The sequence below is a fragment of the Erwinia sp. E602 genome (assembly GCF_018141005.1).
Classification (GTDB): domain Bacteria; phylum Pseudomonadota; class Gammaproteobacteria; order Enterobacterales; family Enterobacteriaceae; genus Erwinia.
The window spans coordinates 631716-647634 of the sequence record NZ_CP046582.1; the positions used below are offsets into that span (position 1 = coordinate 631716).

At 60.9% G+C, this 15919-nt stretch carries 13 protein-coding genes and 1 riboswitch; of the genes, 7 read left to right on the top strand and 6 right to left on the bottom strand.

Annotated elements, in window-relative coordinates:
- Positions 1 to 99: 99 nt before the first annotated feature.
- Together GKQ23_RS04305 and GKQ23_RS04310 are read right to left on the bottom strand one after the other, a co-directional pair.
- Positions 100 to 1323, bottom strand: coding sequence for a multifunctional CCA addition/repair protein (locus tag GKQ23_RS04305; protein WP_212409840.1), 1224 nt, complete (start codon positions 1321 to 1323; stop codon positions 100 to 102).
- Between the two features lie 141 nt (positions 1324 to 1464).
- Complete coding sequence (locus GKQ23_RS04310) at positions 1465 to 2085, bottom strand: TIGR04211 family SH3 domain-containing protein (RefSeq protein WP_056231402.1); 621 nt, start codon at positions 2083 to 2085, stop codon at positions 1465 to 1467.
- Positions 2086 to 2309: 224 nt separating this feature from the next.
- On the opposite strand from GKQ23_RS04310, the gene GKQ23_RS04315 reads away from it, so the two are divergent.
- The 3 genes from GKQ23_RS04315 (at position 2310) to hldE (ending at position 8028) form a co-directional block, all read left to right on the top strand.
- Positions 2310 to 3611 (top strand): inorganic triphosphatase, encoded by a 1302-nt coding sequence (locus GKQ23_RS04315; protein WP_212409841.1) that lies wholly within the window; start codon positions 2310 to 2312, stop codon positions 3609 to 3611.
- A 53-nt stretch (positions 3612 to 3664) separates the two neighbouring features.
- Positions 3665 to 6499 carry a bifunctional [glutamate--ammonia ligase]-adenylyl-L-tyrosine phosphorylase/[glutamate--ammonia-ligase] adenylyltransferase gene (gene glnE / locus GKQ23_RS04320; protein WP_212409842.1) on the top strand — a complete coding sequence of 945 codons (2835 nt, stop codon included), beginning with the start codon at positions 3665 to 3667 and terminating at the stop codon, positions 6497 to 6499.
- Positions 6500 to 6594: 95 nt separating this feature from the next.
- Entirely contained in the window at positions 6595 to 8028 is a 1434-nt protein-coding gene (hldE, locus tag GKQ23_RS04325; RefSeq protein WP_212409843.1) for a bifunctional D-glycero-beta-D-manno-heptose-7-phosphate kinase/D-glycero-beta-D-manno-heptose 1-phosphate adenylyltransferase HldE, read from the top strand.
- Positions 8029 to 8134: 106 nt separating this feature from the next.
- Here hldE and GKQ23_RS04330 read toward each other — a convergent pair whose 3' ends face one another.
- Positions 8135 to 8488, bottom strand: coding sequence for an accessory factor UbiK family protein (locus GKQ23_RS04330; RefSeq protein ID WP_056231413.1), 354 nt, complete (start codon positions 8486 to 8488; stop codon positions 8135 to 8137).
- Between the two features lie 246 nt (positions 8489 to 8734).
- Positions 8735 to 8884: riboswitch (FMN riboswitch) on the top strand.
- A gap of 107 nt (positions 8885 to 8991) precedes the next feature.
- Between GKQ23_RS04330 and ribB the strand changes: the two genes are divergently transcribed.
- Both ribB and ygiD read left to right on the top strand, forming a co-directional pair.
- The gene (gene ribB / locus GKQ23_RS04335; protein WP_212409844.1) at positions 8992 to 9648 is read left to right on the top strand and encodes a 3,4-dihydroxy-2-butanone-4-phosphate synthase; all 657 of its coding nucleotides are present in this window, start codon (positions 8992 to 8994) and stop codon (positions 9646 to 9648) included.
- 139 nt (positions 9649 to 9787) lie between these two features.
- Positions 9788 to 10570 carry a 4,5-DOPA dioxygenase extradiol gene (gene ygiD, locus GKQ23_RS04340; protein WP_212409845.1) on the top strand — a complete coding sequence of 261 codons (783 nt, stop codon included), beginning with the start codon at positions 9788 to 9790 and terminating at the stop codon, positions 10568 to 10570.
- A gap of 513 nt (positions 10571 to 11083) precedes the next feature.
- Here the strand turns inward: ygiD and GKQ23_RS04345 are convergent.
- The 3 genes from GKQ23_RS04345 to tolC all read right to left on the bottom strand — a co-directional run bounded on the left by GKQ23_RS04345 (position 11084) and on the right by tolC (position 14636).
- Complete coding sequence (locus GKQ23_RS04345; RefSeq protein ID WP_212409846.1) at positions 11084 to 12244, bottom strand: glutathionylspermidine synthase family protein; 1161 nt, start codon at positions 12242 to 12244, stop codon at positions 11084 to 11086.
- A 6-nt stretch (positions 12245 to 12250) separates the two neighbouring features.
- Entirely contained in the window at positions 12251 to 12946 is a 696-nt protein-coding gene (locus GKQ23_RS04350; protein WP_101505985.1) for a DUF1190 family protein, read from the bottom strand.
- A 238-nt stretch (positions 12947 to 13184) separates the two neighbouring features.
- Complete coding sequence (tolC, locus tag GKQ23_RS04355) at positions 13185 to 14636, bottom strand: outer membrane channel protein TolC (protein ID WP_212409847.1); 1452 nt, start codon at positions 14634 to 14636, stop codon at positions 13185 to 13187.
- Between the two features lie 211 nt (positions 14637 to 14847).
- On the opposite strand from tolC, the gene nudF reads away from it, so the two are divergent.
- A complete protein-coding gene (gene nudF / locus GKQ23_RS04360; protein ID WP_056231431.1) occupies positions 14848 to 15483 on the top strand; it encodes an ADP-ribose diphosphatase in 636 nt (211 codons plus the stop codon).
- Positions 15483 to 15905: a DUF1249 family protein gene (locus GKQ23_RS04365; RefSeq protein WP_056231433.1), complete on the top strand. Its 423-nt coding sequence runs from the start codon at positions 15483 to 15485 to the stop codon at positions 15903 to 15905. Before nudF ends, GKQ23_RS04365 begins: the two co-directional genes overlap by 1 nt.
- The last annotated feature ends 14 nt before the right edge of the window (positions 15906 to 15919 follow it).

Here is a 15919-nt window from a genome sequence, read left to right on the forward strand (position 1 = left end):
TCTGGCCGGGCAGCTGAATCGGCAGCGACTTCAGCAAGCAAAAAACGTTAACACCGTGCCCGGCTCAGGTAGCTTGTATACGGAGCAAACTGTGAGGCGCTATTGCTGGGTTTGCCAGCGGGCCAGTGCGGCAATCCGCCGCCGGGTCAGTTCTTCGCGGACTTCAGCACCTTTAAAACCATCGGCGACGACTGCGCGCGGTTCAACCTTGAGCACCTGCTGAAAGGCTGCACGCAGATAGTCTCCCTGCGGATATGGGTTCTCCTCAAATCCTCCCCGGCCGCGGGCGTCGGCTTCGCTGGTCAGCGCCACCTGCTCAATACGTTGCGGTTTACGCCAGGCGTCCAGTCGGTCAAACAGCGCCACCAGCGTTTCCGCGCTCTGTCGTTGAATGGTATGCACGATATCGTGAAACTCGGTGACCAGCAGCGCGAGGTCCCGCACCTGATTAGGCACGCGCAGCCGCTGGCAGAGATCGGCAACCAGCGGCACGCCGGCTGGCCCGTGGCCGTGATGGCTGGGCCATCTGGCCGGGTCGGTCAGCCCTTTGCCGACATCATGGAACAGGGTGGCAAAGCGGATGTCCAGCTGCGGGCTGAGCCTGGCCGCCATCGCCAGCGTCATCAGGCTGTGGACGCCGGTGTCGATCTCCGGGTGCCACTGCGCTGGGGCGGGCACGCCAAACAGCGCATCCAGCTCGGGGAACAGTACCGCCAGCGCGCCGCAGTCGCGCAGTACTTCAAAATAGATCTGCGGGCTGTCGCTCAGCAGGGCGTTTTCGGTCTCTTTCCATATCCGCTCGGCAGTGAGGTGCGCCAGTTCACCGCTGGCGGTCATCTCGCGCATCAGCGTCAGCGTTTCTGGCGCCACGCTAAAACCCTGGCGGGCGAAGCGCGCGGCAAAGCGGGCCACGCGCAGCACGCGCAGCGGGTCTTCACTGAAGGCGGGGGAGACGTGGCGCAGCAGGCGCTGCTGCAGATCGGCGCGGCCGCCGTAAGGATCGTAATAATGTCCGGCGTCATCCTGCGCGATGGCGTTGATGGTCAGATCGCGGCGCGCCAGATCCTGCTCCAGCGTTACGTCCGGCGCGGCGTAGCAGACAAAGCCGGTGTAACCGCTGCCGGATTTGCGCTCGGTGCGGGCCAGCGCATACTCTTCATGGCTTTCGGGGTGCAGAAATACCGGAAAATCGCGGCCCACCTGTTCATAACCCGCCGCCAGCATCTCTTCAGGTGAGGCACCTACCACCACCCAGTCTTTGTCTTTCAGCGGCAGATTTAACAGGGCATCGCGGACGGCACCACCGACGAGGTAGGTTTTCACAACGGGTCTCCAGCAGGGGAAAGGGGGCCAGAATTGACGTTCGGGCAGGGGTTTACTCTATCATTTTTAGCGCGCAAAGGCTAAATCGCAGGCATGACAAAAGGGGCATCAACGGATGCCCCCGGGCACGGCCGCTGCGGATCAGTTCATCCAGCGGTTATTTTGCTTCCGGCGTGGCAGCATATGCGGCAACAGCAGGCCGAGCAGCAGGCCAACGCCCGCCACGCCGCCGCCGTACATAAACCACTGCATGATGATGGCGCGCTGCTTGTCATCCAGCTGCACGTTGGCGGCATCGACCTTCTTCTTCGCCACCACCAGCTGGTTTTTCAGCTGCTGATTCTCTTCCTTCAGCGCGTTAATCGCGTCATCGCTGCCGGCCACTTTCTTCTGCATATCGGCGGTACGCTGGTTCCAGCTGCTGTCGATATTATCCAGCTTGGCGGTGAGATCCTTCACCTGCTGCTCCAGCTCTGGCACCCGGGTGCGCAGGCTGGGCTGCTGGCTGAGCTGGGCCAGTGGGATCCAGGTGGTACGCCCCTGGCTGTCGCGGATCTGGCCATATTTGCTGTTTTCATTGGACTGCAGCAGGCTGACTTCTTCACCGGCGTTCAGCGTGCCGATCAGGCGGTAATCGTTACCCGGGCCACTGCGTACCCAGGTAGAAAGTTCGTCGGAAACATAGCGTTTCTCTTCGGCGTGCACGGTAGCTGCCGTGCTGAGGGCCAGCAATGTCAGGCCCATCAGGTGAGTTAATTTCATTCGAACTCTTTAATTGTAGTTAATGCGGAAAAACCCAAAGGCACAGTCTGGAGCGGCCCCGCAGAAAGCTGAATGGGAACTATCCTGGTCTCACCGGGCCTGCGATCTGCCACGCGAAAGCATAATAAACCCGAGACAGCCCGGCGGTTTGTGCATTAATCTGCTCGTTATTCCGTGGCACAACCCCAGGTTACCGTGCCGGTAACGACATAAAATAAGACATTATGACCATCGAAATCGAATTAAAGTTCATTACCCGTAGCGACGCCGCCGGCGTTGCCGAAAAACTCGCCGCCCTGCCGCATCAGCATCATGCCGGCCAGGCGCTGACCAATATCTATTTTGAAACCGCCGACAACCAGCTGCGGCGCTGGGATATGGGGCTGCGCATCCGTGGGGTCGGCGATCGTTATGAGATGACGCTGAAAACCGCCGGTCAGAGCGTAGGCGGCCTGCACCAGCGCCCCGAGTACAACGTCGACCTCGAAAAACCCGAGCTGGATATCCAGCGCCTGCCTGCGGACGTGTGGCCCGCCGGTACCGATGTCGCTGCCCTGCAGCAGCAGTTACAGGCGCTGTTCAGCACCAACTTCACCCGTGAAAAGTGGGTGGTCACTTACCGTGAAAGCGAGATTGAAGTAGCCTGGGATCGCGGCGACGTGCGCGCGGGCGAACTGAGCGAGCCGCTGGCGGAGATTGAGCTGGAGCTTAAAAGCGGCCAGCGTGACGATCTGCTGGCGCTGGCCGCCGAACTGGCCCGGCTGGACGGTCTGCGCTTGGGCAGCCTGAGCAAGGCGGCGCGCGGCTATGCGCTGGCGCAGGGCAACCCGCCGCGCGCGCTGCGCCCGCTACCGGTGCTGAAGGTGCGGCCGAAGGCCACGGTGGAAGAGGGCATGCGCGCCGCGCTACTGCTGGCGCTCTCGCAGTGGCAGTACCATGAAGAGCTGTGGCTGCGCGGCACCAACGGCGCGCTGGTTGAGATCAAAAACGCGCTGGAAACGCTGCGCCAGGTGTTCTCCCTGTACGGCGCGCTGGTGCCGCGCAAGGCCAACAGCGAACTGCGTCAGCGTCTGACCGCGCTGGAAGAGGCGCTGCTGGACGACAGCCTTGATCCGCAGGCGCTGTGCTTCAGCCCGCTCTGGCTGGAAGCGCAGTTAGCACTTACTCACTGGATTGTCACCGAGCGCTGGCGTGACTTCGCCGATGCGCGGGCCGAGGCCAAACTGCAGGGCTCCTTTAAGCGCTTCAGCGATATCATGCTGGGCCGCATCGGTGCCGATCTGAAAGAGACCTTTGCTCAGGTTAATCAGCTCAATGAGTATCAGGACAAGCTGACCCGCCTCCATCGCCAGCAGCTGGCCGCCCGTCTGCTGGCCGGTGCCTATGAGCCAGCGGTGGTCGGTGAGTGGCTGCAAAACTGGCAGCTGCTGCAAACGGCGATCGTTGAACAGCAGGATATCTGGCTGGACGGTCACCGCCGCCAGGCGCTGAAGCAGCCGCCATTCTGGAAAAACGGCAACGCCTGAGGCCTTGCCGCCGCCTGTTTTGCCTTTATCCAGCCGATCGTCAGGGAGTGTTTATGGTGCCATCTTTATCTCAGCCGCTGCCTCCGGCACTGGCAGAACAGATTACGCGGCTCGATCCGCTGTTCAGCAGCGCTGGCGCGCAGCAGCAGGCGGTGCTGGCGTTCAGTGATTTCATCAGCGATAACCTGAGCAAACGCCCGGAGTGGTGGCAGCAGCTGCAGCAGCAACCGCCGCAGCCGGACGAGTGGCAGCATTACGCCCGGTGGCTGCAGCAGCAGCTGGCTGCGGTGCAGGACGAGAACGGGCTGATGCGTGAGCTGCGGCTGTTCCGCCGCCATATGCTGACCCGTATTGCCTGGATGCAGGCGCTGGCGACCAGCAGCACGCAGCAGTCGCTGACCCAGCTGAGCGAGCTGGCCGAAACGCTGATCGTGGCCGCCCGCGACTGGCTGTGGCACGCCTGCTGCCGTGAGTTCGGTACGCCGGTTAACCCGGCGGGAGAGCCGCAGCCGCTGCTGATCCTCGGCATGGGCAAGCTGGGCGGCGGCGAGCTGAACTTCTCCTCGGACATTGACCTGATCTTCACCTGGCCGGAAAACGGCACTACCCAGGGCGGCCGCCGCGAGTTGAGTAACGCGCAGTTCTTTACCCGCCTCGGCCAGCGGCTGATTAAGGTGCTGGACCAGCCCACCGTTGACGGCTTCGTCTATCGCGTGGATATGCGCCTGCGGCCGTTTGGCGACAGCGGCCCGCTGGTGCTGAGCTTTGCCGCGCTGGAAGATTATTACCAGGAGCAGGGGCGCGACTGGGAGCGCTACGCGATGGTTAAAGCGCGGCTGATGGGCGGTGACAACGATCGCTGGAGCCTGGAGCTGCAGCAGATGCTGCGGCCGTTTGTGTTCCGCCGCTACATCGACTTCAGCGTGATCCAGTCGCTGCGTAATATGAAGGGGATGATCGCCCGTGAAGTGCGGCGGCGCGGGCTGACCGACAACATCAAGCTCGGCGCGGGGGGCATCCGCGAAACCGAATTTATCGTGCAGGTGTTTCAGCTGATCCGCGGCGGGCGCGAACGTTCGCTGCAGATGCGTGCGCTGCTGCCCACCCTGGCCGCCATCGGCGAGCTGAACCTGCTTAACGGCGAGCAGGTGACCCAGCTGCACGACGCCTATCTGTTCCTGCGCCGGCTGGAAAACCTGCTGCAAAGCATCAACGACGAACAGACCCAGACGCTGCCCGCCGGCGAGCTGGACCGCGCGCGTCTGGCCTGGGCGATGGGTTTTGCCGACTGGGCGGCGCTGCTGCTGCTGCTCGACGGGCATATGGCGGCGGTACGCACCATCTTTGACGACCTGATCGGCGACGACGCGCCGGAACCCGACGAGCAGCGTGACGCGGGCGATTACGGCGTGCTGTGGCAGGACCGGCTGGAAGAGGCGGAGCTGGCACCGCTGGTGCCGCATCTGGCGGGCGACGCGCGCCAGCAGCTGCTTAACGCTATCAACGGCTTCCGCCACGACGTCGACAAGCGCACCATCGGGCCGCGCGGCCGCCAGGCGCTGGATCAGCTGATGCCGCGTCTGCTGGCGGAAGTAGTGCCGCGCGATGATGCATCGGTGACCCTGAGCCGCCTGACGCCGCTGCTGCTCGGCGTGGTGACGCGAAGCACCTATCTGGAGCTGCTGACCGAGTTCCCCGGTGCCCTGAAACACCTGATCCGCCTGTGTGCGGCCTCGCCGATGGTCGCCAGCCAGCTGGCACGCTATCCGCTGCTGCTCGATGAGCTGCTCGACCCGGCCACGCTCTATCAGGCCACCGCCACCGACGCCTATCGCGACGAGCTGCGCCAGTACCTGCTGCGCATCCCGGAAGAGGACGAAGAGCAGCAGCTGGAGGCGTTACGTCAGTTTAAGCAGGCGCAGCATCTGCGTATTGCCGCAGCGGATATCGCCGGCACCCTGCCGGTGATGAAGGTCAGCGACCACCTCACCTGGCTGGCAGAGGCGATGATTGAAGCGGTAGTGCAGCAGGCGTGGCAGATGATGGTGGCGCGTCACGGTGTGCCCTCGCACCTGACCCACGACGGTGAACGCGGCTTTGCGGTGGTCGGCTACGGCAAGCTGGGCGGCTGGGAGCTGGGCTACAGCTCCGACCTCGACCTGGTATTCCTGCACGACTGCCCGACCGACTCGGTGACGCTGGGCGAACGCAGCATCGACAGCCGCCAGTTCTACCTGCGGCTGGCGCAGCGGGTGATGCACCTGTTCAGCACCCGCACCTCCTCCGGCATCCTCTACGAGGTGGACGCCCGCCTGCGGCCGTCCGGCGCGGCAGGCATGCTGGTCAGCACCTTCGACGCCTTTGACGACTATCAGCGCACCGAAGCCTGGACCTGGGAGCATCAGGCGCTGGTACGTGCGCGCATCGTGTCGGGTGATGCCGCGCTCAGCCAGCGTTTTGCGGCGATCCGCCGTAATATTCTGGCGCTGCCGCGTGAGGCGCAGACGCTGCAAACCGAGGTACGTGAAATGCGCGAGAAAATGCGCGCGCACCTCGGCAATAAACACAAAGGCCGCTGGGATCTGAAGGCAGACCGCGGCGGCATCACCGACATTGAATTCATCACCCAGTTTATGGTCTTACGCTATGCCGCACAGGATCACACCCTGACGCGCTGGTCGGATAACGTGCGCATCCTCGAACTGCTGGCCAACGGCGGGCTTATGGAAGAAGAAGAGGCGCGCGAGCTGACCCGGGCTTACGTCACCCTGCGCGATGCCCTGCACCATCTGGCGCTGCAGGCGCTGCCGGGGCACGTCGAAGAGGGCGCGTTTGCCGACGAAAAAGCGCGGGTTAACGCCAGCTGGCAGGCGTGGCTCGGTGAGTAACGCCGCGCCCGGCGGCGGTGGTCAGCCATAGCCACAAATGTGCTATCATCGCGCGCATCATTTTTTGAATTTTACTGCAGTCTGGAGTGTCTGGAATGAAAGTTACACTGCCCGATTTTAAGCGTGCGGCGGTTCTGGTGGTTGGCGACGTGATGCTGGATCGCTACTGGCATGGCCCGACCAGCCGCATTTCTCCTGAAGCACCGGTACCGGTGGTCAAAGTGGAGCAGATCGAGGAGCGTCCCGGGGGCGCGGCTAACGTGGCGATGAATATCGCCTCGCTGGGGGCGGGATCGCGCCTGGTGGGCCTGACCGGCAATGATGACGCGGCGCGCGTGCTCAACACCACCCTGGGCGGCGTGAACGTAGCCTGTGATTTTGTCACCGTTCCTACCCACCCGACGATCACCAAACTGCGGGTGCTGTCGCGCAGCCAGCAGCTGATCCGCCTGGACTTTGAAGAGGGCTTTGACGGCGTTGACCCGCAGCCGATGCACGATCGCATCGCGCAGGCGCTGCCGCATACCGGCGCGCTGGTGCTCTCTGACTACGCCAAAGGCGCGCTGAGCAGCGTGGAAGCCATTATCAGCCTGGCGCGTGAGGCTGGCGTACCGGTACTGGTGGACCCGAAAGGCACCGACTTTGGCCGCTATCACGGCGCCACCCTGTTGACGCCAAACCTGTCTGAATTTGAGGCGGTGGTCGGTAAGTGCAAAAGCGAGGCCGAGATCGTCGAGCGCGGCACCGCTCTGATGCAACAGCATGCGCTGTCCGCGCTGCTGGTTACCCGTTCTGAGAACGGCATGACCCTGCTGCAGCCGGGCAAAGCGCCGTTCCACCTGCCGACCCAGGCGCAGGAGGTCTTCGACGTTACCGGTGCCGGCGATACGGTGATCGGCGTGCTGGCGGCGGCGCTGGCGGCGGGCAACACGCTGGAAGAGAGCTGTTTCCTCGCCAATGCGGCGGCGGGCGTGGTGGTCGGCAAGCTCGGCACCTCGACCGTTTCCACCGTTGAGCTGGAAAATGCCATCCACGCGCGGCCGGAATCCGGCTTTGGCGTGATGGATGAAGCGCAGCTGAAGGCTGAAGTGGCGAAAGCGCGTCAGCGCGGTGAAAAAGTGGTGATGACCAACGGCGTGTTCGACATCCTGCATGCCGGGCACGTCTCCTACCTCGCCAACGCGCGCAAGCTGGGTGACCGGCTGATCGTGGCGGTCAACAGCGATGCCTCTACCCGTCGGCTGAAGGGCGAAACCCGCCCGGTTAACCCGCAGGAAAACCGCATGATCGTGCTGGGTGCGCTGGAAGCGGTGGACTGGGTGGTGAGCTTTGAAGAGGATACGCCACAGCGGCTGATCGCCGGCGTCCTGCCGGATCTGCTGGTGAAAGGCGGTGACTACAAGCCGGAAGATATCGCGGGCAGCAAAGAGGTGTGGGCGAACGGCGGCGACGTGCGCGTACTTAACTTCGAAGACGGCATCTCAACCAGCAACATCATCAGGACCATTATCACCCGTAAGGGGGGATAACCGGGCACCGGGCGGCTGCCCTGGGGCAGCCGCAGGAGAACGGCTTTGGGAGGGAATTGTCCCGCAGAGCCGATCGCGGAGCGTTAACGGCCCGCCTGGCGTCCGGTCAGAGCGGTTTTTTCAGGTCGACAGGCTGCTCCGGCTCGGCCGGTGCTGCGGCAGGGGCGGAAGCGCTGCCGGGTACGGCTGCACTCGTCGCAGTAACGACAGGTGCGGCGGCCGGACGGCTTTCCAGCACGGCCAGCCGCTGTTCCAGCGCCGCCAGCTTCTCACGGGTGCGCAGCAGCACCTGCGTCTGCACGTCAAACTCTTCGCGGTTCACCACATCCAGCCGGGTCAGCTGCGCCTGCAGCGTCTGGCGGATCTTCTTCTCAACGTCATCACCCAGCTCACGAATGCCCTTCGGCATGGATTCGTGAACCTGACGGGCCAGTTGTTCAATTTTTTTCGTGTCAATCATGACGGCTTCCTGGTAGTGACGGGTATCGCTTAAGTGTAATCCCTGATGGCAAAAGGATAAACCGGAAAACGCCGTTAACGGCATCTGCGATCGACCAACGCGGTGATTATGCTGCGCGGCTCACCGCCACCGGCGAGAGAATCGGCCGTTTTCAGGGCCGGTTAGGGTGGCTAAATCCGCACGGTGGATAACAATTTGCGCGTTTTGTTCGTTGCCGCGCCAGTTTAACGGCGTTATAGTATTTAGGCTTATTCTCAGGGCGGGGCGAAATTCCCCACCGGCGGTAAATCAGCGTCAGCTGAAAGCCCGCGAGCGCTTCAGGAGCCATTCTGAAGGTCAGCAGATCCGGTGTAATTCCGGGGCCGACGGTTAGAGTCCGGATGGGAGAGAGTAACGGCTTCCGTCGGGCTTGTGCCCGCCTGCGTTATTTTTTTGTCACTTTCTGACACTCCTAAGCACGCCCTGGTTCTGGTAACCCATACATTTATTAAGGTTTATTTACCATGAATCAGTCGCTACTTTCTGAATTTGGCACGCCTGAACAGCGTGTAACCCGTGCTATCGCAGCGCTGCGCGAAGGCCGCGGCGTGATGGTGTTAGACGATGAAGATCGTGAAAATGAAGGCGATATGATCTTCGCCGCCGAAACCATGACCGTCCAGCAGATGGCGCTGACCATCCGCCACGGCAGCGGCATCGTCTGCCTGTGTCTGACCGAACAGCGCCTGGAACAGCTGGATCTGCCGATGATGGTGCAGAACAACACCAGCTCTTACGGCACCGGCTTTACTGTCACCATCGAAGCGGCGCAGGGCGTCACCACCGGCGTTTCCGCCGCCGATCGCCTGACCACCATCCGCACCGCGATTGCCGACAACGCTAAACCCAGCGACCTCAACCGCCCGGGGCACGTGTTCCCGCTGCGCGGCCGTGCCGGTGGCGTACTGACCCGCGGCGGCCACACCGAAGCCACCATCGACCTGGTGACGCTGGCGGGCTTCAAACCGGCGGGCGTACTCTGTGAGCTGACCAACGATGACGGCACCATGGCGCACGCGCCGGAAGCGGTGGTGTTCGCGAAGCAACACGACATGCCGGTGGTGACCATCGAAGATTTGGTGGCGTACCGCCGCAGCCACGAGACGCAGCAGGCCAGCTGATCCGCGTAAGGGCCGGCTCCGCTGGCCCTTTTCATATTCAAATTTCCTGACTATCTCCATCAGGCTTATCCGAGTTTTTCCCGGCCTGAAAGGGCGTAATGTGTGCTCATCAGAACAAATTACCCCTGGGAGCAATATCATGAGCCATTCCCGTATGCCTGCGCTTTTCCTTGGCCACGGCAGTCCAATGAACGTGCTGGAAGAAAACCCATATACCGAATGCTGGCGTCATCTGGGAGAATCCCTGCCGCGCCCGAAAGCGATTATCGCCGTTTCCGCCCACTGGTACACGCGCGGCACCGCGGTGACCGCGATGGAGAAACCGCGCACTATCCACGACTTCGGCGGCTTCCCGCAGGCGCTGTTTGATACCCGCTACCCGGCACCGGGATCGCCACAGCTGGCGCAGCAGATCGCCGACGCGCTGTCGCCGGTTATCGTGCATCAGGATCTGGAGTGGGGCTTCGACCACGGATCCTGGGGCGTGCTGATCAAAATGTACCCGAATGCGGATATCCCGGTGGTGCAGCTCAGCGTCGACGCCACCAAACCGGCAGCTTATCACTTTGAACTGGGCCGCAAGCTGGCCGCGCTGCGCGAGCAGGGCATCATGATCGTCGCCAGCGGCAACGTGGTGCATAACCTGCGCATGGTGCGCTGGGGCGGCGGCGAGAACTACCCGTGGGCCGAGTCATTCAACCAGTACGTGCGCGACAACCTGGCCTGGGAAGGCGAAAGCGAACAGCATCCGCTGGTCAACTTTATGCAGCACGAAGGCGCGGCGCTCTCCAACCCGACGCCGGAACACTACCTGCCGCTGCTCTACGTCCTCGGCGCACGCGCCAAAGGCGAAGCCGTCTCGATTCCGGTGGATGGCATCGAGATGGGATCGCTGAGCATGTTGTCGGTGCAGGTAGGCTAACGAACCACCAAAGTGGCTTTCAGTCAGGCAACTCAGAAGTTAAAGCGAAGGGAGCCCGTACACGGAGCAAAGCATCACGGGACAGGGATGTCCCGTGCTGAGCTGTCATGGATGACGTTTTTTGCGTCTTTGCGGAGCGTACGGGCTCCCTGAGCAGGTCACGGAGTTGACGGTTTTACCTTCAGACGACTCAGAAGTTAAAGCGATGGGAGCCTGTACACGGAGCAAAGCATCACGGGACAGGGATGTCCCGTGCTGAGCTGTCATGGATGACGTTTTTTGCGTCTTTGCGGAGCGTACGGGCTCCCTGAGCAGGTCACGGAGTTGACGGTTTTACCTTCAGACGACTCAGAAGTTAAAGCGAAGGGAGCCTGTACACGGAGCAAAGCATCACGGGACAGGGATGTCCCGTGCTGAGCTGTCATGGATGACGTTTTTTGCGTCTTTGCGGAGTGTACAGGCTCCCTGAGCGGGGCACCTTACTTACAGCAGGGGCACCTCACTTCCAGCCAGTCACTCAACAAACGTATGTGGATAGAACCGGGAAAGATCCTGAGTGATCAGCTCGCGATCCTCGCGAATGCCAATCCCCGCCGGTTGATCGTTAACCAGCCAGCTGCCGATCAACGTATAGCTGTCGCCAAACTTCGGCAGCGGATGGAACTGCTGCACGATCATCCCTTCCTCCCCGTACGGACCGTCGGCGCGGGCGATCTCCTTACCGTTCTCCACGATGCGAATATTCGCCCCTTCGCGGGAAAACAGCGGCTTGACCACGTACTTATCCATATGCGGCACGTTATCTTCGGCGAAGTACGCGGCCAGCAGATTCGGGTGATCGGGGAACATCTTCCACAGCAGCGGTAGCATCGCTTTATTTGAGATAATGCTCTTCCAGCCCGGCTCCAGCCAGCGCACGCCGGCGTCGGCCAGCTTGGTGGAGAAGATCTCGCGCAGCATAAACTCCCACGGATAGAGCTTAAACATATTGCCGATCACCTGGTCGTGCACGTCGGTAAACTGGCCTCTTTCACCCAGCCCGATCTCATCCATATACAGGAATTCGCTCGGCAGCCCGGCTTCGGTGGCGCAGTCCTGCAGATACTGGATGGTGGCGCGATCCTCATCCGTATCGCGGCAGCAGGCAAAGTGCAGCCAGCTGAATCCGTGCTGCTGGTGCAGCTCGCTGAAGCGGTCGATCAGCTTCTCCTGCAGGCTGTTAAACTGGTCGCTGCCTGTCGGCAGCTTACCGGCTTTCAGCTGGTCCTCCAGCCAGATCCACTGGAAGAACGCCGCCTCATACAGCGAGGTTGGCGTATCGGCGTTGTTCTCCAGCAACTTAGGTGCAGACTGACCATCCCACGCCAGATCCAGCCGCGAGTAGAGCGACGGCTGGCCGCTTTTCCACGAATCGCGGACGAAATCCCAGGTGTGGTTTGGAATGCGGAACTTCTCCAGCAGCTCTTCGCTGCCGGTGACCAGATCCACCGCCTGCAGGCACATCTGGTGCAGTTCAGCGGTAGCGTCTTCCAGCGTCTCGATCTGCTGCAGCGTGAACTCATAGTAGGCATCCTCACACCAGTACGGCTCGCCGTGCATGGTATGAAAATGAAAACCGTACTCGTTGGCTTTCTCGCGCCAGTCCGGGCGCTCGGCAATCGCAATACGTTTCATGCGGCCTTAGCCCCCGAAGCTGCGGCTGGTGGTGCCGGAAGAGCGGCTGCTGCTGTTATTGCTGCTGGCGCTGCTGCGCTGCATGGTGTTCTGTTTAGCGACCGACTCGCCAAAGCCGCCACGGGTGGTGGTGGTGGTGGTCGCCGGTTTCGGTGCCATCGCGCTTTTCGGCACGGTGGCGGTACGGCCCGGAGTTGCCGCGCCGTAGCTCTTACCGCTGGCATCGACGTACTGGCCGGCGGCCGGGCTGCCTGCCGCTTTCGGTGAGAACAACGGCTGCTGCTGGGTGGCGCCGCCGCTCATCATGCGGCCCATCATATAACCGGCCATCAGCGGCATCCAGAAGCTGCCGCTGGACTGGTTTTCCGCGTTGGTGGTGCCCACGCCGGCCTGCGCCGGTGCGGTCTGCTGGCACTGGCCTTCGCCGAACTCGGCCACGCAGTCTTCACGGCTGGCGTATTTTGGCGCGGTCTTCTCGGCTTCCACTTTGGCCTGGTTAAAGGCGGTGGTGCACTGCGCGCCCTGGCCCGGGTTGGCCTTCGAACAGTCGTCGGCGTTCTGATACATCGAGACGGTTTCGTCCGCCTGCTCACAACCGGCCAGCATAATGACGGCGGTCACCGCCAGCGCCACCGGGGTAAGGTGGCGTGCGCTCCAGCTCTTGCGGAAGGAGGCATGATTGATCTGTTTAGTCCGTTTCATCGTATATTTTCCTTTGCCCAAAGATAACGACTAGGATAGGGGAATAGCGGTGGAAAATGAAGCGATCGTGAGGGATTGCGGGCTTATCTTTACCAAGCTATACGTTTGATTGTGAACGGCCAGACGTTCTGCGGCACAGAGCGTAAAAAAGGGCAGCCCGTGGGCTGCCCTGGATAAAGAATACCTTGTAAGAATTAGCTGACCGGCTTGTGCTGAAACCGGGCGACTCTGCTAACCGTTACTGGCCGAACGGGTTACCGCTGGCTGGTTTGGCCGCCGCCGGACGAATAGCCGCCGCGCGGGCCGGCTCTGCACCGTCAGCGCGGGCGTCCTGCCCGGCGTTCTCTGGTGCCACCTGCGATGGCGCGGTGCTGATATCCTTGCCGAGGTGCCTGTTCAGCACCTGCAGATCTTCCTCGTTCAGCGTACCCAATGCCGATTTGATATTCAGCTGGTTGATCATATAGCTGTAGCGGGCGTTAGCCAGTTGCTGGCGGGCGTTGTACAGCGTGGTGGTGGCGTCCAGCACGTCAACGATGGTGCGGGTGCCCACCTGATAACCGGCTTCCATCGCGTCCAGTGAACTCTGTGACGACACAACCGCCTGCTTATAGGCGTTGATGCTGCTGATTGAGGCATTGACGTTGTTAAACGATGAACGCACGGTCTGCACCGCAGTACGGTGTGCGCCTTCCAGCTGCTCGCTGGCGGCAACAAAGTTGTACTGCGCCTGTTTCACCTGTGAACTGACCGAGCCACCGCTGTAGAGCGGCAGCTTAAAGCTTAAGCCGACCTGGTTGTTACCGGTGATCGCATCATTTTGTGTCGCGCGATCGCCAGTGTAACGGTTATTGCTCAGGCCGGTTGAGGCGGTCAGATCCAGCGTGGGCATATGGCCAGTTTCCGCTGAACGGATCTGCTCACGAGCCAGATCCTGCGTAAGGCGGGCGGAGAGCAGGCTGAGGTTACGGTTTTCCGCCTCTTTCAGCAGCGCGTTGACCGGCTGTGGCTTGTCAGTTTTAAAGCGATCGACGTTCAGTGAGGCCAGGCTCGGGTAGTAGTTACCGGTCACCTGACGCAGGGTTTCTACCGCGTTATCCAGATCGTTACGCGCGGCCACTTCATTAGCCAGCACGGTGTCGTACTGTGAGCGGGCGTTCTGCACGTCGGTGATCGCCACCAGACCAACGTTAAAGCGCTGGGTAGTTTGATCCAGCTGACGGTAGATCGACTGTTTCTGCGCCTCAGTATAAGAAAGCGTGTCGATGGCGTTCAGCACATTGAAGTAGGCGGTCGCGGTATTAAGGATCAGCGTCTGCTGCGCGGTCTGATAAGAAACATCCTGAATTCCTGCCGTTTTTTCCTGCAGAGTCAGCGAGCGCCATTTTGACATATCAAAGATGGTCTGCGTCAGCTGCAGCGAGGCACTTTTTGTGGTGCTGTTTGAATCGCGGGCATCGCGGTAGCCGCTGTTATAGACGTAGTCAGCCCCAAGGCCCAGCTGTGGCAGCAGCGGACTGCGCGCTTCGTTGATTTTCTCAAAGGCCGCGTCGCGGTCGGCTGCAGAGCTACGAAGGTCCGGGTTGGATAAACGCGCCTGCTGATAGACCTGCAACAGGTTTTCAGCCTGGCTGGTGACGCTGAAGCCGCCCAGGCTCAGACCAATAAATAAAGGGAGCAGTTTGTTCATTCGCATTCCTTGTAATGCAGCGAAATTGCTAGGGTAGCGCTGATATGAGCCGAAAAATTATCGCCGATTCTAACAGACAGCATCGTTGCCGTAAGTTGGCGAGAAGTGCCATTCTGCCTAAATTTACGCAAATAATTCACTAAGAACCAGACTATCGGTACGTTACTATTGCATTTGTAGATAAGAGCACGATTACAGAGGAGAAGTCGTTATGGCCGCTGAAGAGAAATTTCCAGTGACTTTCACCAAAAACGATGTAGAAATTATTGCACGTGAGACCCTGTATCGCGGTTTTTTTTCGCTGGAACGCTACCGCTTCCGCCACCGCCTGTTTAACGGTGAGATGAGCGGTGAGGTCAGCCGCGAAATTTTTGAACGCGGCCACGCCGCAGTGCTGCTACCCTATGATCCCGTGCGTGACCAGGTGGTGCTAATCGAGCAGATCCGTATCGCCACCTGGGACACCAGCCCGACGCCGTGGACGCTGGAGCTGGTCGCCGGCATGATCGAAGCCGGTGAAAACGCCGAGCAGGTGGCCCGGCGCGAAGCAGAAGAGGAAGCCGGCCTGACGCCGGGCCGCCTGAAACCGATCGTTAACTACCTCTCCAGCGCGGGCGGTACCACGGAACGGCTGGCGGTTTACGTCGGCGAAGTGGATGCCAGCGTGGCGCAGGGAAACCATGGCCTGGAGGACGAGAATGAGGATATTCTGGTACACGTGGTCAGCCGCAGCCAGGCTTACCAGTGGGTGGAGCAGGGGAAAATTGATAATGCAGCCGCGGTGATTGCCCTGCAATGGCTGCAGCTGCACCATAAACAGCTGTGTGAAGAGTGGAAACCTGAATAATGAAGCGTTACGTCCCCGATTTTCCTGAAATGATGCGCGTCTGCGAAACCAATTTTGCCCAGATGCGCCGCCTGCTGCCGCGCGACGATCGCACTGGTGAATCGGTGGCTTATCAGGTAAAGGGTGCCCGCTATCAGCTTACCATCCTTGAATCCACCCGTTACACTACGCTGGTGGAGGTCAGACAGACCGCCCCGGCGGTCAGTTACTGGAGCCTGCCATCAATGTCAGTGCGGCTCTACCATGATGCGATGGTGGCGGAAGTGTGTTCCACGCAGCAGATCTATCGCTTTAAAGCACGCTATGATTACCCGAATAAAAAGCTGCACCAGCGTGATGAAAAACACCAGATTAACCAGTTTCTTGCCGAGTGGCTGCGCTACTGCTTATCTCATGGCGCGATGGCCGTTCCGGTGTGTTAACCCTGCTGCGACTG